Origin of the sequence: Arthrobacter sp. CDRTa11 (assembly GCF_026427775.1) — a bacterium.
GTDB lineage: Bacteria > Actinomycetota > Actinomycetes > Actinomycetales > Micrococcaceae > Arthrobacter.
Genome location: NZ_CP044532.1, coordinates 1,905,235 through 1,926,721 on the forward strand (window position 1 = coordinate 1,905,235; position 21,487 = coordinate 1,926,721).

19 protein-coding genes are annotated in these 21,487 nt (G+C 64.1%); 18 read left to right on the forward strand and 1 reads right to left on the reverse strand.

The genetic code is table 11. The features are described 5' to 3' along the window. Positions 1-6: 6 nt before the first annotated feature. The 16 genes from F8G81_RS08690 (at position 7) to dnaE (ending at position 18,737) form a co-directional block, all read left to right on the forward strand. Positions 7-1,473, forward strand: coding sequence for a UDP-N-acetylmuramoyl-tripeptide--D-alanyl-D-alanine ligase (locus tag F8G81_RS08690; protein ID WP_267278583.1), 1,467 nt, complete (start codon positions 7-9; stop codon positions 1,471-1,473). Next, positions 1,470-2,579 (forward strand): phospho-N-acetylmuramoyl-pentapeptide-transferase, encoded by a 1,110-nt coding sequence (gene mraY, locus F8G81_RS08695; RefSeq protein ID WP_267278584.1) that lies wholly within the window; start codon positions 1,470-1,472, stop codon positions 2,577-2,579. Before F8G81_RS08690 ends, mraY begins: the two co-directional genes overlap by 4 nt. After that, positions 2,561-4,138 carry a UDP-N-acetylmuramoyl-L-alanine--D-glutamate ligase gene (gene murD, locus F8G81_RS08700; protein ID WP_267278585.1) on the forward strand — a complete coding sequence of 526 codons (1,578 nt, stop codon included), beginning with the start codon at positions 2,561-2,563 and terminating at the stop codon, positions 4,136-4,138. Before mraY ends, murD begins: the two co-directional genes overlap by 19 nt. Before the next feature lie 2 nt (positions 4,139-4,140). Then, positions 4,141-5,442 (forward strand): putative lipid II flippase FtsW, encoded by a 1,302-nt coding sequence (ftsW, locus tag F8G81_RS08705; RefSeq protein ID WP_267278586.1) that lies wholly within the window; start codon positions 4,141-4,143, stop codon positions 5,440-5,442. A gap of 6 nt (positions 5,443-5,448) precedes the next feature. Beyond that, positions 5,449-6,549, forward strand: coding sequence for an undecaprenyldiphospho-muramoylpentapeptide beta-N-acetylglucosaminyltransferase (gene murG / locus F8G81_RS08710; RefSeq protein ID WP_267278587.1), 1,101 nt, complete (start codon positions 5,449-5,451; stop codon positions 6,547-6,549). Beyond that, complete coding sequence (murC, locus tag F8G81_RS08715; protein WP_267278588.1) at positions 6,546-7,922, forward strand: UDP-N-acetylmuramate--L-alanine ligase; 1,377 nt, start codon at positions 6,546-6,548, stop codon at positions 7,920-7,922. The genes murG and murC overlap by 4 nt, the downstream gene beginning before the upstream one ends. After that, a complete protein-coding gene (locus tag F8G81_RS08720) occupies positions 7,915-8,799 on the forward strand; it encodes a cell division protein FtsQ/DivIB (RefSeq protein ID WP_267278589.1) in 885 nt (294 codons plus the stop codon). The genes murC and F8G81_RS08720 overlap by 8 nt, the downstream gene beginning before the upstream one ends. A gap of 189 nt (positions 8,800-8,988) precedes the next feature. Next, the gene (ftsZ, locus tag F8G81_RS08725; RefSeq protein ID WP_267278590.1) at positions 8,989-10,230 is read left to right on the forward strand and encodes a cell division protein FtsZ; all 1,242 of its coding nucleotides are present in this window, start codon (positions 8,989-8,991) and stop codon (positions 10,228-10,230) included. A gap of 8 nt (positions 10,231-10,238) precedes the next feature. Beyond that, a complete protein-coding gene (locus tag F8G81_RS08730) occupies positions 10,239-10,928 on the forward strand; it encodes a polyphenol oxidase family protein (RefSeq protein WP_267278591.1) in 690 nt (229 codons plus the stop codon). Positions 10,929-10,956: 28 nt separating this feature from the next. After that, complete coding sequence (locus F8G81_RS08735; RefSeq protein WP_267278592.1) at positions 10,957-11,661, forward strand: YggS family pyridoxal phosphate-dependent enzyme; 705 nt, start codon at positions 10,957-10,959, stop codon at positions 11,659-11,661. A gap of 87 nt (positions 11,662-11,748) precedes the next feature. Next, positions 11,749-12,279: a cell division protein SepF gene (locus tag F8G81_RS08740; RefSeq protein WP_267278593.1), complete on the forward strand. Its 531-nt coding sequence runs from the start codon at positions 11,749-11,751 to the stop codon at positions 12,277-12,279. A gap of 122 nt (positions 12,280-12,401) precedes the next feature. After that, positions 12,402-12,689, forward strand: coding sequence for a YggT family protein (locus F8G81_RS08745; RefSeq protein ID WP_267278594.1), 288 nt, complete (start codon positions 12,402-12,404; stop codon positions 12,687-12,689). 176 nt (positions 12,690-12,865) lie between these two features. Continuing rightward, positions 12,866-13,561, forward strand: a complete 696-nt coding sequence (locus F8G81_RS08750; RefSeq protein ID WP_267278595.1) for a DivIVA domain-containing protein — start codon at positions 12,866-12,868, stop codon at positions 13,559-13,561. 90 nt (positions 13,562-13,651) lie between these two features. Beyond that, positions 13,652-14,224, forward strand: coding sequence for a signal peptidase II (lspA, locus tag F8G81_RS08755; protein WP_267278596.1), 573 nt, complete (start codon positions 13,652-13,654; stop codon positions 14,222-14,224). After that, entirely contained in the window at positions 14,217-15,143 is a 927-nt protein-coding gene (locus F8G81_RS08760; protein ID WP_267278597.1) for an RluA family pseudouridine synthase, read from the forward strand. The genes lspA and F8G81_RS08760 overlap by 8 nt, the downstream gene beginning before the upstream one ends. A 36-nt stretch (positions 15,144-15,179) precedes the next feature. After that, on the forward strand, positions 15,180-18,737 hold the full coding sequence (gene dnaE, locus F8G81_RS08765; RefSeq protein ID WP_267278598.1) for a DNA polymerase III subunit alpha: 3,558 nt from the start codon (positions 15,180-15,182) through the stop codon (positions 18,735-18,737). A 32-nt stretch (positions 18,738-18,769) separates the two neighbouring features. Here the strand turns inward: dnaE and F8G81_RS08770 are convergent, their stop codons facing one another. Continuing rightward, complete coding sequence (locus F8G81_RS08770) at positions 18,770-19,270, reverse strand: flavin reductase family protein (protein WP_267278599.1); 501 nt, start codon at positions 19,268-19,270, stop codon at positions 18,770-18,772. 137 nt (positions 19,271-19,407) lie between these two features. Between F8G81_RS08770 and F8G81_RS08775 the strand changes: the two genes are divergently transcribed. Beyond that, entirely contained in the window at positions 19,408-19,971 is a 564-nt protein-coding gene (locus tag F8G81_RS08775) for a hypothetical protein (protein WP_267278600.1), read from the forward strand. A 9-nt stretch (positions 19,972-19,980) separates the two neighbouring features. Continuing rightward, complete coding sequence (hisD, locus tag F8G81_RS08780) at positions 19,981-21,363, forward strand: histidinol dehydrogenase (protein ID WP_267278601.1); 1,383 nt, start codon at positions 19,981-19,983, stop codon at positions 21,361-21,363. Positions 21,364-21,487: the final 124 nt, after the last annotated feature.

A 21,487-nucleotide genomic window follows, 5' to 3' on the forward strand; every position in this document is an offset into this window, starting at 1 on the left:
ACCGAGATGATTGCATTTACTGCGGCGGAAATCGCCGAAATCACACACGGCCGCCTGGACGCCGATCCCGGCATCACACCCCTCTCGGTGGTCACGGATTCGCGCGAGGCAACAACGGGATCGCTCTACGTTGCGAAGCCGGGTGAACACGCCGACGGCCACGACTTCATCGGGGCTGCCTTCGACAGGGGCGCGTCACTGGTACTTGCCGAGCGCCCTGTGGCGCACCCGGAGGGAACCGCTTATCCGGCCGTGGTGGTCAAGGACGCAGTCCTGGCCATGGGGGAGTTGGCCGCGGAGGCGGTACGCCGGATCCGTGCCGCCAGGCAGGCCGAAGGCGAAGACCTGACGGTCATCGGAATCACCGGCTCCGCCGGCAAAACCACCACGAAAGACCTGCTCGCCGGAATCCTGGAACAGCAGGGAACCACCGTTGCGCCGCAAGGCTCGTACAACGGTGAAGTGGGTGTGCCGCTGACGGTATTCCGCGCCGATTCCAGCACCCGCTTCCTGGTGATTGAAATGGGAGCCACCGGAATCGGACACATCCGTTACCTGGCCGACATGGTGAAACCGGACATCGGTGTGGTCCTTGGGGTCGGAACAGCCCATGCCGGTGAGTTCGGCGGGGTGGACAACATCGCCCGGGCCAAGGGGGAACTGCTGGAAGCGCTCTCTGCCACCGGCACCGCCATCGTCAACCTCGACGACGACCGGGTGGCGGCCATGCGTTCGCGCACCAGCGCCGCTGTCCTGGGCTTCACGGCCAACGGCCACAGCGACGGTGCTGTACTTGCCGCTTCTCCGGACACCAACACCGCAGGCAATCCGGAATTCGATCTCGTACTTCCCAGCGGTGACCCCGGCCTGCACGTCAGCAGCCGGCTCATCGGTGCCCACCATCTGGGCAACCTGCTTGCAGCCGCGGCCGCAGCATTTGCCGCGGGAGTTCCCGGCCGCGATATCGCAACCTCACTGAGCACGCAGGCGGCGGCGAGCCGCTGGCGGATGGAACGCACTGAACGCCCCGACGGCGTTACGGTCATCAACGATGCGTACAACGCCAACCCGGAATCCATGCGCGCGGCGCTCCGCACCCTGGCTGACCTGGGCCGCGGCCGCCGTACCTGGGCAGTCCTGGGCGCCATGCTGGAACTGGGGCCCGATTCCATCCGGGAGCACACTGCCGTGGGCACCCAGGTGGTGCGGCTGAACATCTCCAGGCTGCTGGTGGTAGGCCGTGAGGCGCGTGCCTTGTATGTTTCCGCCGTCCAGGAAGGCTCCTGGGGCGATGAATGCCTGTTCGCTGAGACCGCCGATGAGGCTTATGAACTGCTCAATGCCGAACTTGCACCGGGCGACCTGGTGCTCTTCAAGTCCTCCAACAGCGTTGGACTGCGCCATTTGGGCGATCGGATAGCATTACCCCCACACCCCCCGGTACCTGCCCATGAAAGGAGCGAGCAGCTGTGATTGCACTTCTTATCGGCGCCGGACTGGCCCTGCTGTGCGCCCTGGTGGGAACCCCGTTGTTTATCCGCCTGCTCGTCCGCAGGAGCTACGGACAGTTCATCCGGGATGACGGACCAACCTCACACCACACCAAACGCGGGACCCCCACCATGGGCGGAACCGTGGTGGTGGCTGCCGTGCTGCTCAGCTACGGGCTGACCCACCTGATCATGTGGATGATGAACCCGGAGTCCGCCGGTCCGTCCGCATCTGCCCTGATCCTGCTGTTCCTTATGGTGGGGATGGGCCTGGTGGGTTTCCTGGACGACTACATCAAGATCTCCCGCCAGCGAAGCCTTGGCCTCAATGTCAAGGCCAAGCTTTTCGGCCAGGGCGCCGTGGGCGTCATCTTTGCCGTCCTGGCCCTGAATTTCCCTGACGAAGACGGCCTCACTCCAGCCTCCACCAAGGTTTCCCTGGTCCGCGACCTGCCGTGGTTGGACCTGGCCTTCGCCGGGACCGTGGTGGGCGCCATCCTCTTTGTCCTGTGGTCGAACCTGATCGTGACAGCTGCCACCAATGGCGTGAACCTCACTGACGGCCTTGACGGCCTGGCGGCCGGGGCTTCCATCATGGTGTTCGGGGCGTACACGCTGATGGGTATCTGGCAAAACAACCAGGCCTGCGGATCACCCCGGGAAGCTGGAAGCGGCTGCTACATGGTCCGCGATCCCCTTGACCTTGCTCTGCTGGCGGCCATCATGAGCGCTGCCCTGGTGGGCTTCCTCTGGTGGAACACGTCGCCCGCCAAGATCTTTATGGGCGACACTGGCTCCCTCGCCATTGGCGGTGCCATCGCCGGGTTCGCGATCCTGTCCCGGACCGAGCTGCTCCTGGGTGCCATCGGCGGCCTTTTTGTGCTGATCACGTTGTCCGTGCTGATCCAGGTTGGCTACTTCAAAGCCACAGGTGGCAAGCGCTTCTTCAAAATGGCACCGCTCCAGCATCACTTCGAGCTCAAGGGCTGGGCTGAAGTGACGGTCGTTGTCCGGTTCTGGATCCTGGGCGGGCTCTGTGTGGCCATGGGCCTGGGAGTTTTCTACGCTGAATGGGTTGTGCTGCTGTGACTGTTTCCCCCCGCCTCGCAGGCCTCGTCAGCTGGGACTCGGACTGGGCGGGTTTACGCGTTGTTGTCACCGGCATCGGTGTTTCCGGCTTCGCCGCGGCGGACACGCTGATAGAGCTTGGTGCCCGGGTGGTGGTGGTTGACGCCGCCACCAGCGACAAAGCAAAAGCCCAGGCGGACACGCTGAAGATTGTCGGGGCCGTGGACGTCCTCCTGGGAGAAGCCGCCGTGCGGAGCATCCCCAGGATCGACGGCGCCTTGCCGGAGCTCATCGTTACCTCGCCCGGCTGGCGGCCCGACCAGGCGTTGTTGGCAGCCGCCGCACGCGGCCATATTCCGGTCTGGGGCGACGTCGAACTGGCCTGGCGCCTTCGGGAGCGCGCGGGACGCAAGACCGCCGACTGGCTGACCATCACGGGCACCAACGGCAAGACCACCACCGTGGGCCTCACCGAGGCCATGCTCCAGGCAGCCGGCCTGAAAGCCATTGCCGTGGGGAACGTAGGCACGCCCATCCTGGATGCCCTCCGTGACCCCGTCGACTACGATGTTTTCGCCGTTGAGCTTTCCAGCTTCCAGCTCCACTGGTCCGAGTCGCTCTCACCTGTGGCCAGCGTCTGCCTGAACGTGGCCGAAGACCACGTGGACTGGCACGGCTCGTACACGTCCTACCTCGCGGACAAGGCAAAGGTTTACGCGGGAACCCAGAAGGCGTGCATCTACAACGCGGAGCAGATTGAAACCGAGCGGATGGTGGAAAACGCCGACGTCATGGAAGGCTGCCGCGCAGTGGGCTTTACTACCCTTACTCCGGCCATCAGCATGCTCGGCGTGGTGGAAGGGCTGCTGGTGGACCGCGCCTTCATCGAAGAGCGGAAGGACAGCGCAGCCGAACTGGCGTCCATGGCAGATCTGGGGCCCTTCGCCCCACGCCACATGGTGGCCAACGCCCTGGCCGCAGCCGCCCTGGTACGCGCCTACGGTGTGGAGGCCAAAGCCGTACGCCGGGGAATCCAGGACTACGTGCCGGGTAACCACCGCATCCAGCCCGTTGCCCGACAGGACGGCGTGCTCTGGGTGAACGATTCCAAGGCCACCAACCCACACGCGGCTGCGGCATCGCTGGCCACGTTCGAGAACGTGGTCTGGATTGCCGGGGGCCTGTCCAAGGGTGTCAGTTACGACGATCTTGTCCGTGACCATGCCTCCAGGCTCAAGGCCGTAGTGCTGATTGGCAGTGACACCGCACCCCTGGCCGAGGCGCTCCGGCGACACGCACCGGATGTCCCCGTGATCCCGGCGGGGGAGGGCGACACTGAGAATATGCAGACTGCCGCAACGGGCGGAACCATCGCAGGAAGCCCTTCTGATTCCGGCGAGGCAGTAATGTTCCGGGCCGTCGCGTCGGCGGCGCAGGTGGCCGCAGCAGGCGACACTGTGCTGATGGCTCCGGCAGCTGCATCCATGGATCAGTTCTCCTCCTATGCTCACCGAGGCGACGCCTTCATCGAAGCTGTCCGCGAGCTGGTGGAAGGACAGGCCAAGACCGGCGAGGAGTAAAAATGGCCAGCACGCCCACCCGGTCCCCGGCCTCGTCCTTCACGCCAAAACGTCCGCTGCCTGCCAGGATCCGGGGCTGGTACCGCGGTTTCTGGTCAGCGCTGGAAGGCACGGGCACGTCCCGGAACGGATCCACGTACTACCTCATCCTGGGCTCCACCCTGGCACTGACGGCCATCGGCATCATGATGGTGCTCTCCGCATCCAGCGTGGAGTCAATCGCCGCGGGGAAATCACCGTACGGTGATGCCCTGAAGCAGGGGATGTTCGCGGCCATCGGAATCTTCACCATGTTCGTGCTCTCCCGGATTAACGTGGTCTGGCTCAAGCGCCTGGCGTGGCCGGGGCTGGGGGTGGCGCTGGTTCTCCTGGTCCTGGTCCAGGTGATTGGTGACGAGGTCAATGGCAACAAGAACTGGATCGACCTCGGCGGCATCACGTTTCAGCCCTCGGAGGCCTCCAAGCTTGCACTGGCACTCTGGATGGCCACTGTCCTCTCTGTTAAGGGGAAGCTGCTTCGCCGCTGGCAGCACGCACTGATCCCCGCCGTCCCCTTGGCGGGGGCGGTGATCGGCCTTGTTTTGCTTGGCAATGACCTCGGCACTGCCATGATCATTATGATGATCACGGCCGCTGCGCTCTTCTTTGCAGGCGTACCTCTGTATCTTTTCGGATTTGCCGCCATTGCCGCCGCCGCCGGAACCGCCGTCATGGCCATCTCCAGTTCGAACCGGGTCTGCCGCATCACGTCCTGGTGGACGGGCCAGTCCTGCGCCGATGGAGTTGATGCCAACTACCAGGCCACCCACGGGCTCTACGGGCTGGCCTCCGGCGGCTGGTTTGGCGTTGGCCTGGGCCAAAGCCGGCAGAAGTACAGCTGGATCCCCGAAGCCCACAACGACTTCATTTTTGCCATCATCGGTGAGGAACTCGGACTCGTGGGCACCGTCGTCGTCCTGATCCTTTTCGCCATCCTCGGCGCTGCCATCTACCGGGTAGTGGTGGCGCAGGAGGCCATGTTCCACCGGGTCCTGGCCGGCACCATCATGGTGTGGCTGCTCGGGCAGGCCACCGTCAATATGTCCGTCGTCACGGGACTGATGCCCGTGATCGGCGTGCCGTTGCCTTTCATCTCCTACGGCGGTTCCGCACTGCTGATGTCATTGTGTGCCGTGGGCGTGGTGTTATCCCTCGCCCGGGAGCAGATGGCCCCTGCGATGCGCCCCAAACGGATGCTGAAGTTTGGCTCCAGAAAACGCCGCGAAACAACCGGCACCAAGAAAACCGCAAGAAAGCGTACCTAGCACCAGATGACTTCCAAGAACCTTTCCATTGTCCTTGCGGGCGGCGGAACCGCCGGCCATATCAGCCCCCTCCTGGCGATTGCCGCGGCGCTTCGCGCGGCTGCCCCGGAGGCGAGGCTCCTGGCCGTGGGCACGCCGTCGGGCATGGAGACCGCGCTGGTTCCCGCCGCAGGCGTTGAGCTGGCCACTATCGATCGCGTCCCGTTTCCCCGACGGCCCTCCCTGGACCTGGTGCGGCTGCCTGTCCGGCTGGCCGGAGCCGTGAGCCAGGCAGGCCGAATCCTGGACGAAGCCTCCGCGGACGTCTTGGTGGGCGTTGGGGGTTATGTCTGCACTCCCATGTACCTGGCAGCGCGGCGCCGGAGGATCCCCATTGTGATCCATGAGGCCAACACCAGGCCCGGCCTGGCCAACCGGCTGGGCGCCCTGATGACCCGGCACGTCGCAGTCGCCTTTGAGTCCACTCGGCTGCCCCATGCCCGCCACGTGGGAATGCCCATGCGCGTGCAGATCTCCGGCCTGGACAGGGCAGCCGCACGCGCTGCTGCCCGCGCGGCGCTGGCCCTGGATGCCGCCAAGCCAACCCTGGTGGTCACGGGTGGATCTTCCGGCGCCCAGAGCATCAACCGCACCATTGCCGCTACTGTCCAGGACCTGGCATCCGCCGGGATCCAGACGCTGCACATCACCGGCCGCGGCAAGTCGGTCACGGGTCCCGACGGAGAACCGCTCGCCGCCGACGGATACCGGCAGCTTGAGTATGTGGACGGCATGGAACTTGTCTACGCTGCGGCGGACGTGCTGCTCGCACGGTCAGGGGCGGCCACGGTTTGCGAAGTGGCGGCTGTGGGGGTTCCCGCCGTTTTCGTGCCCCTGCCCATCGGCAACGGGGAACAGGCGCTCAATGCCGCCGGGGTTGTGGACGCGGGCGGCGCCCTGCTGGTCAAGGACGGCAGCTTTACCCCCGAGTGGGTCCGCACGGAACTCATTCCGCTGGTTACCGACAGCGCCCGTTTGGAAACGATGGCGGCCAACTCCCGCCGTCTTGGCATCAGAAACGCCGATCAGCGCATGGCTGGTCTTGTCCTGGAAGCGGTAGCCGCATGACCTCCCTCAATATCCCCAGCCAGGAGTCCCTGGGCAGAGTCCATTTCATCGGCATCGGCGGGGTGGGCATGTCCGCCGTCGCACGCATCATGGTTGCCCGCGGAGTGCCCGTGAGTGGCTCGGACGCCAAGGACCTTCCGGTCATGGCCGATCTGGCCGCGGCCGGCGCCACCATCTCAGTGGGATACTCCGCGGAAAACGTCGGCGATGCGCAGACCGTAGTTGCCGGATCCGCGATCCGGGAGGACAACCCGGAACTGGTTGCCGCGCGCGCGGCAGGGCTGCCGGTGCTGCACCGTTCAGAGGCGCTTGCCGCCACCATGGGCGGCGACCTGGTGGTCACCGTAGCCGGTACCCACGGCAAGTCCACGACGACGTCGATGATCACCGTCCTGCTGCAGGGTGCCGGGCTGGATCCGTCGTTCGCCATCGGCGCCAACGTTCCTGCGCTGGGCGTCAACGCCGCCCATGGAACCTCCGGGGTGTTTGTTGCCGAAGCTGACGAGTCGGACGGCTCCTTCCTGAACTACCGGCCGCGGATTGCTGTGGTCACCAACGTCGAACCTGACCACCTGGACCACTACGGCACCGCCGAAGCTGTCTACGAATCCTTCGACCGGTTCACCGCGCTGCTTCCGTCCGACGGCGTGCTGATTGCCTGTGCCGACGACGCCGGTGCCCTCGCCCTCGCTGACCGTACACAGGCGCGTGGAAACACCCGCGTGGTTCTGTACGGCACCTCTGACCGCTCCAACCTGGTGCTCCACGACGGCGGCCCCGGGGACGTGGCAGTGTCCTCGCCGTCGGGGCGTTTCGGCCTCGAGCTCCAGGTTCCGGGCCGGCATAACGCACTGAACGCGGCCGCTGCTTTTGCTGTTGCCCTTGAACTGGGGGTTGATCCGGACGCTGCCGCCCGGGCACTGGCCAACTTTTCGGGCGCATCGAGGCGTTTTGAGCTCAAGGGCGAAGCCCGCGGAGTCCGGGTCTTTGACGACTACGCCCACCATCCCACAGAGGTCCGCGCCGCCCTGGCTGCTGCCAGGTCCGTGGCGGGCAACCACAAGGTCCACGTCCTTTTCCAGCCCCACCTTTTTTCGCGCACCAGGGAATTCGCCGCCGAGTTCGCTGACGCCCTGAACCAGGCCGACACCGCCCTGGTGCTGGACATTTACCCCGCCCGCGAGGACCCCATTCCCGGGGTCAGCAGCGATCTGATTGCGCGGCACCTGAATCCGGGCGGCAGGCTCGTCGCCAGCGGTGAGGCCGTGGCGGCCATTACGGCAGCAGCCTCCGACGGCGACATTGTGCTGACAGCCGGAGCGGGCGACGTCACGGCCTTCGGACCACGGATCGTTGAGGCCCTGGATGGCTAGTTCCCGCCGCCCCACCTACACCGGGACGGGGCGCCGGCCGGCAGCTCCCCACGAAGAGCCCATTGTCATCACTGCGTCCAAGAGCGTGCCGGATCCAGAACCTGCGGAGCCCACCGGCCGGAAGAAGCGGAAGGACCGTGAGCCCGTGCCCGGCGGCAATGTGCTGGCCTTTCCCGAGCCCCGGGGACGGCGGCTCAAGCGAAACATCGTTATCGCAGCCTGCATCACCGCGGCCATGGTCGCCGGACTCCTGGCGGTCGCCATTTTTTCGCCGGTACTGGCTGTTGGCACCATCACTGTTTCGGGAACAAAAATCCTGACTGAAGCGCAGGTTAAGACCGCACTGGAGCCGCTGCGGGGCAGGCCGCTTCCGCAAATCAGTGACGAAGAGGTGACGCGGCTCCTGGGACCGCTGGTCCAGGTCAAGTCGGTCTCCAGTGAGGCGCGGCCGCCGTCGGAACTGGTGGTAAAGGTGCTGGAGCGGGCACCTGTTGCCCTGGTAAAGCAGGGGGAACAGTACCAACTGGTGGACGTTGAGGGCGTGCAACTGGCTGCCACGGACGATCCTTCATCTGTTTCCCTGCCCGTGATCGACGGCGGGGCCGGAGCCATCGGCAAGGATCTGTTCCAGGCAACTGCGGCCGTCCTGGGCGCCCTTCCTCCGGATGTCCTGGCAAAGCTGTCGAACGCCTCTGCGCAGTCCGTGGACGCCGTGGAACTCAAGCTCGTTGATGGCCAGACCATCGTCTGGGGCAACGCGGGGGAGAGGGAACTCAAGGCAAAGGTCCTTGAAGCGCTCCTGAAGGCTCCGGCAGATCCCAAGAACCCCGTGCGCGTGTACGACGTCAGCGTGCCGCGGCACCCCGTAACACGCTGAATCACCCTATTTCCCCGGTATTCCCACGACACGCGGCGCCGGTCATTGAATGTCGGAACCAGAGGAAATAGCGTCACAGACATGAGTTACTTGACATAACTATAACCTTCAACTCGAAGGTTAAGGTTCCAGGCTTCAAGCTCGACTCCATCAGTTTTCGCAACAGAACACGAACAAGGGACACGTAACGTGGCAGCTCCGCAGAATTACTTGGCCGTCATCAAGGTCGTCGGCATCGGCGGCGGTGGCGTGAACGCAGTCAACCGCATGATCGAGGTGGGCCTTCGAGGCGTTGAATTCATCGCCATCAACACGGACGCGCAGGCCCTGCTGATGAGTGATGCGGACGTCAAGCTTGACGTCGGGCGTGAGCTGACGCGCGGGCTGGGTGCCGGTGCCAACCCTGAAGTGGGCAAGCAGGCGGCAGAGGATCACGCTGACGAGATCGAAGAGGTCATCCGTGGCGCGGACATGGTGTTCGTGACTGCCGGTGAAGGTGGCGGAACCGGCACCGGCGGTGCCCCCGTGGTGGCGCGCATCGCCCGGTCCCTCGGTGCGCTGACCATCGGTGTGGTCACCAGGCCGTTCACTTTCGAAGGCCGCCGCCGCGCCGGCTCCGCCGAGGCGGGCATTGACGCCCTCCGCGACGAAGTGGATACCCTGATCGTCATTCCAAACGACCGGCTGCTGTCCATCAGCGACCGCAACGTCTCCGTGCTCGATGCCTTCCGTTCCGCGGACCAGGTCCTGCTGTCCGGTGTCCAGGGCATCACGGACCTCATCACCACGCCCGGCCTGATCAACCTTGACTTTGCGGACGTCAAGTCGGTCATGCAGGGTGCGGGCTCGGCCCTGATGGGCATCGGTTCGGCGCGGGGCGAGGACCGGGCCGTGAAGGCCGCGGAACTGGCCATCGCCTCACCGCTGCTGGAAGCCTCGATCGACGGCGCCCACGGCGTGCTGCTTTCCATCCAGGGTGGTTCGGATCTTGGCCTCTTTGAGATCAACGAAGCGGCCCGCCTCGTTCAGGAAGTGGCCCACCCGGAGGCAAACATCATCTTCGGCGCTGTTATCGACGATGCCCTCGGCGACGAGGCCCGCGTGACAGTCATCGCGGCCGGTTTCGACGACGTCAAGGCCACCTCGCCCTCCATGGACCAGTCCCAGCCCCAGGTTGCCCCGCAGCGCCCTGCCGCGCCGTCGGCTGCTCCTGCCCCTGTCCAGGCACCCTCGGCAGGCGGCAGCCACCAGATGAATGTACAGCCCGTCCACGCCGGTATTGGCGCTTCGGGACTGAGCAATTGGGGCCAGCAGCGCCAGTCCGCAGTCCCGGCGGACTCAGGCTTCGACGTCGACCTTCCCTCAGTGGTAGAGCCCGATCTTTCCGGTCAGCACTCCGATGACCTGGATGTCCCCGATTTCCTGAAGTAGGCCACGGATTGTTCCATTGGCGGGCCGAGGTCCTTCCGGGCGTGTCGGTGGCATTCACCGACACCCGTGCCGGAAACCTGGCGCTGCATGTGGGGGACAACCCCTCAGAGGTAATGCTGCGGCGTGAAGCCCTGGAGCGGGCAGCCGGCATAGGGCCCGGTTCACTGCGGTTCATGGACCAGGTTCACGGCACGTCCGTTGCGGTGATGGAAGCGGGCAGCCCCGCGCCACGGTCCGATGCCATGGTTTCCACCGGCCTTCCGCTGGCCGTCATGGTTGCAGACTGCGTGCCGGCGGTGCTGGTGGGCGAAACAGCCGGCGGGCCCGTGCTGGCTGCGGTACATGCCGGACGCCCGGGAATAGCGGCGGGAATCATCCCGGCCGCGCTGGACAGGATGCGCTCACTGGGCGCCTCCGGTATCCGCGCCTGGCTTGGTCCGTCAATCTGTGGCGCCTGCTACGAAGTTCCGGCATCACTGCGGGCAGAAGTGGCCGCGGACGTCCCCGCAACCTGGGCTACAACGTCATGGGGGACGCCCGCGCTTGATCTTCCGGCCGGCGCCCGAAGCCAGCTGGAAGCGGCAGGGGTCGCCGTCGAGTATGCCGGACCATGCACCCTTGAGAATGCTGCCCTCTTTTCCCACCGCCGAAACAACCGCAGCGGCAGGTTTGCCGGATTGGTGTGGCAGCATGGATGAGCGCCGGGCCGTGGATGAGTCAGAGCGAATGGCAGAGCTGACATTGCGCCTTGCTGCTGTGCGGAAGCGCATAGTGTCCGCCGCAGAGGCGTCCGGCCGGACCGGGCAGTTGCCCACCCTGATTGTGGTGACCAAATTCCATCCCGTTGAGGACATCAGACGCCTTTCGTTGTTGGGTGTCAGGGATGTGGGGGAGAACCGGGACCAGGAGGCAGCCGGAAAGTCGGCGGAACTGGAAGGGCTGGGCCTGAGATGGCATTTTGTCGGCCAGCTTCAAAGCAAAAAGGCCAAATCGGTGGTCCGCTACGCCCACTCTGTCCATTCGGTGGACCGCCTGCAGCTCGCGGACGGTTTGGCGAAGGCCATGGCCGCCGAGCAGGACAGGACAGGACGCGGACCCCTGGACTGCTTCATTCAAGTCAGCCTGGACGACGACGCCTCCGCCCACCGCGGCGGAGCGGCACCAGACGAAATTCCCGCCTTGGCCGAACGCCTTGCTGCAGCTGAGGGGCTGGTGCTCGCAGGGGTGATGGCAGTGGCACCGCTGGGCGCCGTGCCCGGGGAAGCCTTCGAAAAACTGGCGTCAATTTCTGCCCGTCTCGTCCAGGACCACCCGTCCGCAACAGCCATTTCTGCCGGCATGAGCCAGGACCTGGAGGCGGCCATCCAGTTTGGTGCGACACACCTGCGAATCGGCTCGGATATTCTCGGATCGCGTCCGGCCGTGGGGTAGCGTCAAACTATTGGAAGCGAATGGCGGGGGATTCCAGTGCTGTCAAGTCATATGGCGCCCGCCTACGGACACGATTAGGAGTCGACCATGGCCGGCGCTCTGCGCAAGACAATGATCTATCTTGGGCTCGCCGATGGCGATGAACATTATGAGTCCGAGCACCACATCACACGTAAGGACGAGGACGATTCCATGGAATTTGACCGCGAGGAACGCCGTGCACCCGCACCCGTCCGCGAGGTTGGCCGCGACTCGTCCTACGCCCCTGAAGAGGAATATCGCGCACCAGTGACCCCCATCAAGCGTGCGGCCTCCAGCCGCGAAGAATCCACAGGGCTTCGGCAGATCACCACGATCCACCCACGCTCCTACAATGACGCGAAACTGATCGGCGAGAGCTTCCGGGACGGCATCCCTGTGATCATGAACGTCACTGACATGGGTGAAGCCGACGCCAAGCGCCTGGTCGATTTCTCCGCCGGCCTTGTTTTTGGGCTTCGGGGGAGCATTGAGCGTGTCACCAACAAGGTTTTCCTCCTGTCGCCGTCGTACGTTGAGGTCATCGGCGATGACAAAAAGGTCAGCGAGACGCAGGCCAGCTTCTTCAACCAAAGCTAGCCACTAAGCTTGTAGCGGATGCCAGACGGGTACACCTGTCTGGCATCTGTGCTGAAATAGACAAGAAAGCTCGTCAGGACACTGCGGTATCCGTCAATGGACATGGAGATATGAGTTAAGTCATGGGAATTGTTTTCGGACTTGTCTATATCGCCCTTTTACTGTTCCTGGTGGCCCTCATTGTCCGGTTGGTCTTTGACTGGGTCCAGATGTTTGCCAGGGAGTGGCGGCCCCGCGGGGCTGCCCTCGTGACCGCACATGCTGTGTACTCCATCAGCGATCCGCCACTCAGGGTACTGCGCAGGCTGGTCCCGCCCCTCAGGCTGGGCGGCATCACACTGGACCTGGGCTTCCTGATCTTGTTCATCGCCGTCAGCGTGGCGATGATGATCACCAGGGGCTTCGCATAGTTTTCGATTAGACCCAGCAGGGCAGGCATAGATCCGAAGGGAACTGTTGCCCGCACACCGAAGAAATCTTCTGTTTGACACCACAGTGTTGAATTAGAGGAACCAGACCATATTTAGGTACCGTAGTTTTGACGGCCGGAAGGCCTACTGACTAACTAGACCAATGAGGTGACCAGATGGCTTTGACGCCAGAAGACGTTGTCAACAAGCGCTTTCAGCCGACCAAGTTCCGCGAAGGCTACGACCAGGATGAAGTTGATGACTTCCTGGACGAAATCGTCGTTGAGCTCCGGCGCCTGAACCAGGAGAACGACGAGCTCCGCAAGAAGCTTGCAGAAGCCGGTTCCGGCGTTCCTGCAAGCTCCGCGGCAGCGGCCCCTGTGGTCGAGAAGGTCCCCGCGCCCGTCAAGGCGGACAAGGACGAGGCCCGCGCCAAGGCCGAGGCCGAGGCAAAAGCCGCCGAGGCAAGCAAGAAGAAGGAAGCGGAGCAGGCTGCGCCGGTCGCGGCTGTTCCTGCTGCTGCTCCGGCTCCGGCCGCCAGCACCGCCTCCGCTGAATCCGCTGCCGGCCTGCTCGCCATGGCCCAGCAGATGCACGACCGCCACGTAGCCGAGGGCCAGGCGCAGAAGGACAAGATCATCGCCGAAGCGCAGATCGAAGCCAGCAGCCTGGTCAACGATGCCCAGGAGAAGTCCCGCAAGATCCTGGGCGCCCTGGAGCAGCAGCGTTCAGTCCTGGAGCGCAAGGTAGAGCAGCTCCGCGGCTTCGAGCGCGACTACCGCTCACGTCTGAAGGCCTACATCGAAGGCCAGCTGCGTGACCTGGATGCCCGTGGTTCTGTTGCCGCTCCGGAAGTCGAAGCCAACAGCTAGTCTGTCAAACACGTATTCTGAAAGCCGGTGGCTGAGGATTCCTCGGCCGCCGGCTTTTGAGATTAACATCGGTTCCTGAACGAAAGCACCATGACTGACGAACTTGCCCCTGACGCCGCACGCCCGGTCCCATCTACACCACGGACCCGCCGCGCCGTCCTGCTGTCCCTCTTCGCAGGTTTTGCGGTCTTTGCCTATGTGTTCGACCAGCTGACCAAACTCTGGGTCACATCCAGCATGGTGGAAGGCGAACGAATCCCGGTCCTGCCGCCACTGCTGCATTGGTACTTCATCCGTAATTCCGGCGCCGCGTTCTCCATCGGGGAAAATGTCACGTGGGTGTTCTCCATCATCATGGCCGGAGTGGCCATTGCCATTCTGTTCCAGGTACGCAAACTGGGCTCGGCCTGGTGGTCACTGGCGCTTGGCCTGCTGCTCGGCGGGGCGCTGGGAAACCTGACGGACAGGCTGTTCCGCGAGCCCTCATTCGGGATGGGCCATGTGGTGGATTTTATCCAGCTGCCAAATTTCGCAATCTTCAATATCGCCGATTCCGCGGTGGTGTCCGCGGTGGCAATCATCTGCATCCTGACTCTGCGCGGTATTTCCCTCGACGGATCCCGGCACGTCGGAGCCCACCGTGAGAAGACCCGGGATGCCTGAGCGCCTTGTAGTGGCCGATGAACTCGGCGGGGTACGGGCCGACGCCGGACTGGCCAGGCTGATGGGGATCTCCCGGTCGCTTGCCGCCACCCTGATCGCCGAAGGCAATGTGCTGAACCGGGGCAAGGCTGTGGGCAAGTCCGCGCGGCTGGTGGCCGGCGACGTCCTGGACGTCACGGTGCCGGAACGCCGGGACCCCCTTGAAGTGGTGGAGGAAGTTGTGGAAGGCCTGAAAATCCTGCTCGACGACGACGACTTTGTGGTCGTCGATAAGCCAGTGGGCGTCGCCGCGCATCCGTCGCCGGGCTGGGTGGGACCCACCGTGGTGGGCGGCCTTGCCGGTGCCGGATACCGGATCTCGACGTCCGGCTCGCCCGAACGGGCCGGCATCGTACACAGGCTGGACGTCGGAACCTCCGGGGTGATGGTGGTGGCCAAATCAGAACGCGCTTACACAGCGCTGAAGCGGGCCTTCAAGGAGCGCAGCGTGGACAAGGTCTACCACGCGGTGGTCCAGGGCCTTCCCGACCCCCTGGAAGGCACCATCGATGCCCCCATCGGCCGCCACCCCGGACACGACTGGCGTTTCGCCGTGATCGAAGACGGACGGCCGTCCATTACGCACTACGAGGTCCTTGAGGCTTTCGGCAAGGCAACGCTGGTTGAGGTCCACCTCGAAACGGGGCGGACGCATCAGATCCGCGTGCATTTCTCAGCCCTGCGGCACCCGTGCGCCGGCGACCTCACCTACGGGGCGGACCCGCGGCTGGCTGCAACGCTGGGCCTCACCCGGCAATGGCTCCATGCCCGCGAGCTCGGTTTCGACCACCCCGTGACCGGCGAGCGTGTCACTGTCACCAGTGACTACCCGCAGGACCTGGCTTACGCCCTGGAAGTCCTCGAATCCGGACAGGCCTGACCAATCCAGGGCCGGGGGAGCGCATAGAATAGTGCGGTGACTTCCAGCAATGCCTCGTTCGTCCACCTTCACAACCACACCGAATACTCCATGTTGGACGGCGCCGCCCGTCTGGGGGAGCTTTTCGACGAGACCGAACGCCTGGGCATGCCGGCACTCGCCACCACTGACCACGGGTACCTGTTCGGCGCCTTCGATTTTTGGAAACGCGCCACGGACCAGGGCATCAAGCCCATTATCGGCGTCGAAGCCTATGTCACTCCCGGTACCGCCCGGACGGACAAGGGCCGTGTCCGCTGGGGCGAGGAACACCAGCGCAAGGACGACATCTCCGGCGGTGGTTCCTACACGCACATGACGCTGCTGAGCTACAACAACGCCGGCATGCGCAACCTCTTTCGGGCCTCGTCCATCGCGTCCCTGGATGCCGTCTTCGGCAAGTGGCCCAGGCTGGACCGCGAGCTGCTGAACACGTACTCGGAAGGCCTGATCGCCACCACCGGGTGCCCGTCGGGCGAAGTGCAAACCCGCCTGCGGCTGGGCCAGTACCGTGAGGCGCTGGAGGCAGCCTCGGAGTTCCGCGACATTTTCGGTGCGGAGAACTACTTCTGCGAACTGATGGATCACGGCCTGGACATCGAACGCCGGGTCACCGGGGACCTGCTGCGGCTTGCCAAGGAACTGAAGCTGCCGCTGGTGGCCACCAACGACCTCCACTACACGCACGAGCATGATGCCAAGGCGCACGAGGCCCTGCTGGCCATCCAGTCAGGTTCCACCTTGCTGGAGCCAACCTACGACAACGGCGGTTCGCGCTTCGCGTTTTCCGGCAGCGGCTACTATCTCAAGTCGCCGCAGGAGATGCGCGAGCTTTTCCGGGACCATCCCGACGCCTGTGACAACACCCTGCTGATCGCGGAACGCTGCGAAGTTTCCTTCAATACCGGTGCTAACTACATGCCGCGGTTCCCCTGCCCGCCGGGGGAGGACGAAACGTCCTGGCTGGTAAAAGAAGTTGCTGCCGGCCTGGAATACCGCTACCCGGGCGGTGTTCCGGACAAAGTCCGCACCCAGGCTGACTACGAGCTGGAAGTCATCACCTCCATGGGGTTCCCCGGGTACTTCCTGGTGGTGGCCGACTTCATCAACTGGGCGAAGAACAACGGCATCCGCGTCGGACCCGGCCGTGGCTCGGGCGCCGGTTCCATGGTCGCCTACGCCATGCGCATCACCGACCTTGATCCGCTGCACCACGGCCTGATCTTCGAGCGCTTCCTCAACCCGGACCGCGTCTCCATGCCTGACTTCGACGTCGACTTCGATGACCGGCGCCGCTCTGAGGTGATCGACTATGTGACCCGTAAATACGGCGACGAGCGCGTCGCCATGATCGTCACCTACGGCACCATCAAGACCAAGCAGGCGCTCAAGGACTCCTCACGCGTACTGGGCTATCCGTTCAGCATGGGCGAGCAACTGACCAAGGCGCTGCCCCCGGCCGTCATGGCCAAGGACATTCCCTTGGCTGACATCCAGAACAAGGACTCCAAGCGCTACAGCGAAGCCGGCGACTTCCGCCAGCTGATTGCCACGGACCCCGAAGCCGCCAAGGTATTCGAGACAGCCCTGGGCATCGAAGGGCTGAAGCGGCAGTGGGGTGTACATGCCGCCGGCGTCATCATGTCCTCGGACCCGATCATCGATGTCATCCCCATCATGCGGCGCATCCAGGACGGGCAGGTAATCACCCAGTTCGATTACCCCACCTGCGAGGGCCTGGGCCTGATCAAGATGGACTTCCTGGGGCTGCGGAACCTGACGATCATCTCCGACGCCCTGGAGAACATCAAGCTCAACCGCGGCCATGACCTGGACCTGGACAGCCTGGCCCTGGACGACGCCGCCTCCTACGAGCTGCTGGCCCGGGGTGACACCCTGGGCGTCTTCCAGCTGGACGGCGGGCCCATGCGCTCCCTGCTCAAGCTGATGAAGCCTGACAACTTTGAAGACATCTCCGCCGTCCTGGCCCTCTACCGCCCGGGTCCGATGGGCGCCAACGCCCACACAGACTATGCGCTGCGCAAGAACGGGATCCAGGAAGTCATTCCGATCCACCCTGAGCTGAAGGAACCGCTCGCCGAAATCCTCGGCGGCACGTACGGCCTGATCGTCTACCAGGAACAGGTGATGGCAGTCGCGCAGAAGCTCGCAGGGTATTCCCTCGGGCAAGCCGACATCCTCCGCCGCGCCATGGGCAAAAAGAAGAAGTCAGAGCTGGACAAGCAGTTCGCCGGCTTCTCCCAGGGCATGCAGGACAACGGCTACTCCATGGAGGCCGTCAAGACCCTCTGGGACATCCTCCTGCCGTTCTCTGACTACGCGTTCAACAAAGCCCACTCGGCCGCCTACGGCGTGATTTCGTACTGGACCGCTTACCTGAAAGCCCATTACGCACCGGAGTACATGGCGGCTCTGCTGACCTCGGTAGGCGACGACAAAGACAAGTCCGCTATATACCTCAACGAGTGCCGCCGCATGGGCATCACGGTGCTCCCGCCGGACGTCAACGAATCCTCGCTGAACTTCACTCCAGTGGGGACCGACATCCGCTTCGGCATGGGCGCCATCCGGAACGTTGGTTCCAACGTGGTCCAGGCGATGGTGGCTGCCCGGGAGAGCGAGGGCGCCTACACGTCGTTCAAGGACTTCCTTATGAAGGTTCCGGCGGTTGTCTGCAACAAGCGGACCATCGAATCCCTGATCAAGGCCGGGGCCTTCGATTCCCTGAACCACCACCGCCGCGCCCTGGTGATGGTCCACGAGGAGGCCATCGACTCGGTCATCACCCTCAAGCGGAACGAGGCAATTGGCCAGTTCGACCTCTTTGCCGGATTTGAGGAGGCCGAATCCGAGGCCTCCCTGAGCATTGAGATCCCCGAACTTCCCGAGTGGGAGAAGAAGGACAAGCTGTCCTTCGAACGGGACATGCTGGGGCTCTACGTGTCGGACCATCCCCTGCAGGGCCTGGAGGGGGTACTCAGCCAGCACGCGGACCAGTCCATCACCTCCATCATTGCCGAAGACGGCCCGCACGACGGCGCCATCATCACCATCTCCGGAATGATCACCTCGCTGAGCCGCCGCATCGCCAAAGCCAGCGGCAACGCCTACGCCCGCGCCGAAATCGAAGATCTTGGCGGCTCCATGGAGGTGATGTTCTTCGGACAGGTCTACGGCCCCATCGCGTCGGTCCTGGCCGAGGACCTGATCGTGGTGGTCAAAGGCAGGCTGCAGCGGCGAGATGACGGCGCGGTGACACTGAACTGCATGGAGCTGTCCGTTCCAGACCTCAGCGAGGGAACCAACGGGCCGGTGCTCATTTCGATGCCCACGCACAAGGCCACCGAGGCCGTGGTTACCGAACTTGGCGACGTCCTGCGGAACCATCGGGGAAACTCGGAGGTCCGCGTCCACCTGCAGGGCGACACGAGGACCGAGGTCATGGCGCTGCCTGTCCACCTCAGGGTCAACCCCAGCCCGTCACTCTTCGGCGACCTCAAGGTGCTACTGGGACCTACCTGCCTGGACAACTGACAGCCGGCGGCGGCAACCGGATCCTGGGTCTGCTAGATCTCGTAGTCCAGCGGAACTGGCTGGCTGTATCCTCCGGCGTGATAGAGGAGCGGCGAGCCGTCTTCACCCACCAGGCCGTCCACCACTTCAACAACCACCACCGCATTGTTTTCGAACGACAGCCGCATTTGGATCTTGCCTATCAGCCAGCCGGCAACATCCTTAAGGACGGGAACTTCGTGCGGACCCAGTTCCCAGTGGTCACCGCCGAACCGGTCCTTGGTGCGGGCGAATCGTTCTGCCAGGGCCTGGTTCTCGAGGCCCAGCATGTGGAGGCCGATGTGGGTGGTGTTGGCTATTGCAGGCCATGAACTGGAACTGCGGGCCATGTTGAAGGTAAACCGTGGCGGCTGCGCCGACAGCGACGCCACCGAGGTGGCTGTGAAGCCGTAGGGCTCGCCCTGGTAGTTCACGGTGATAATGGCCACGCCTGCGGCATGGCGCCGGAACATTTCCTTGAACGTACGCTCGAACGGTGCATGGTCTGCGGTCACGGTAGAAGAACTCCCTGCGGTAACTGAATGCGACTGGACTCTCCCTCAAGGGTATGGCGGTGTTGCCGCAGCAAGGAATCGCTTTACCCGCTACGTCCGTTGATTGAGAGGCATAAACATTTGTTAAGGTTTGTTTCATGACACAACGCACGCAGGGGCACTCCTCCCGTCCGGCCCGGATCTGGTTTGCCCTGGCGACTGCGGCCGGAATCCCCGTGGGCATGCTGTGGTGGACCCTTGCGCCCGGCGGCTTGAATCTCATGACCCGAAACCCGGCACTGGCGGCCGGTACAAATCCCGAGGTCTGGCTGCTGCGCGACCTGACTCTTGCTGGCCTGTTCGTTCTTGCCGGCTGCCTGGTGGGTGTTTTCCTGGCGGACAAAACCCGCAGGAATGGACAAAAGGACCTGCTGTTTGCCCTTGCCGGTGGCCTTGTCGGAGCAGTCGTGGCATGGCAGGCCGGAATCTTCGCCAGCCAGATATGGGGTGCCCCCGCAGACTCCGCGCTCAACGCGAGTGTGGCCTTCTCACTCCGGTCCATGTCGGTGCTTCTGCTGTGGCCGGCGGCCACAGCAGTGGCTGTCTTTGCCGTCAGCTTGCTGAACCTGTTGAAGCAGAAGCCCTACCCTGATGACGATGGCTACGAGGACAGGGACAGGGACAGCCCGCCATTCGCGGGAAGCAAAGCCACTGACGCGTAAAATGATCCGGTGACCATTTCTCCTGACCTCCCTGCCGCCACACGTGCCCCTGCCGTAAACTTCCGAACGGTTGATCTCAGGGGCCGCCGCCTGAGCCTCGCCGGATTGCGTGCCGCCGTTCCCAGGGCGCAGCACCACACGGTGGCCGATGCTGAGCAAAAGGTCCTGGACATCATCGCCGACGTCCGGTCACGGGGATTCCGTGCGCTGGGCGACCTCGCACTGCGGCTGGACGGCGTGCAGCAGGAACACCCCCGGGTGCCTGCCGAGGCGCTTGCCCGGGCCCTGGACGGTCTTGACCCGGCAGTACGCCGCGCCCTTGAAGAGTCCATCAGCCGTGCCCGGCGTTTCGCCGACGGCCAGCGCCCGCGGAATATCGACGTCGAACTTGGCGACGGCGCTCTGGTGAGCCAGAACTGGGTCCCTGTTGCACGGGTGGGGCTGTATGTACCGGGTGGACTGGCCGTCTATCCTTCCTCGGTGATCATGAATGTTGTGCCTGCACTGGCGGCAGGAGTGGAGTCAATCGCCCTCGCCTCGCCGCCACAAAAGGATTTCGGTGGACTGCCGCACCCCACCATCCTCGCGGCGGCCGCACTCCTGGGCATAGAAGAGGTGTACGCCATTGGCGGCGCGCAGGCGATTGCTGCATTTGCCTACGGAATCGATGCAACGGACGCCGGACCGGCGCTGGAACCCGTGGACGTGGTCACGGGCCCGGGAAACATCTTCGTGGCCACTGCCAAGCGGCTGGTCAAGGGTGTGGTGGGAATCGACTCCGAAGCCGGCACCACGGAGATCGCCATCCTGGCTGACAGCTCCGCCCAGCCCGCACTGGTGGCCGCGGACCTGATCAGCCAGGCTGAGCACGATCCCAACGCTGCCTCGGTCCTCATCACCGACTCCGGGGAACTGGCCGACGCGGTACGCATTGAACTGGACCGGCAGGCGGCGGCCACCAAACACTCCCAGCGGGTCTGCGAGGCGCTTTCCGGCCCCCAGTCGGGGGTAGTCCTGGTGGAGGACCTTGAACAGGGCATCGCCGCCTGTGACGCGTACGCCGCTGAGCACCTGGAGATCATGACGGCGGACGCGGCCACCGTGGCGGCGCGGATACGCAACGCCGGGGCCATTTTTGTTGGGGACTACAGCCCGGTCAGCCTGGGGGATTACTGCGCAGGTTCAAACCACGTGCTGCCCACCAGCGGGACGGCTGCATTTTCGTCCGGCCTGAATGTCACCACGTTCCTTCGGGCCATCCAAGTGGTGAACTACAGCAGGGCGGCACTGCAGGAGGTCAGCGGACACATCGTCAGCCTGGCAGGGGCAGAGGACCTGCCGGCCCACGGCCAGGCAGTAACGGCACGTTTCGCAAACCCCGGAGCCTCCTGACACCAGCGGGGGACCGGGGCAGCCCGTTCACCAGCTGCGGCAGTAACTACTACAGGCTGTGGCAGGGACTACTACATGTAGTAATTACAGGCTTGTTATTCCGCTACATCTAGTCATAGACTGG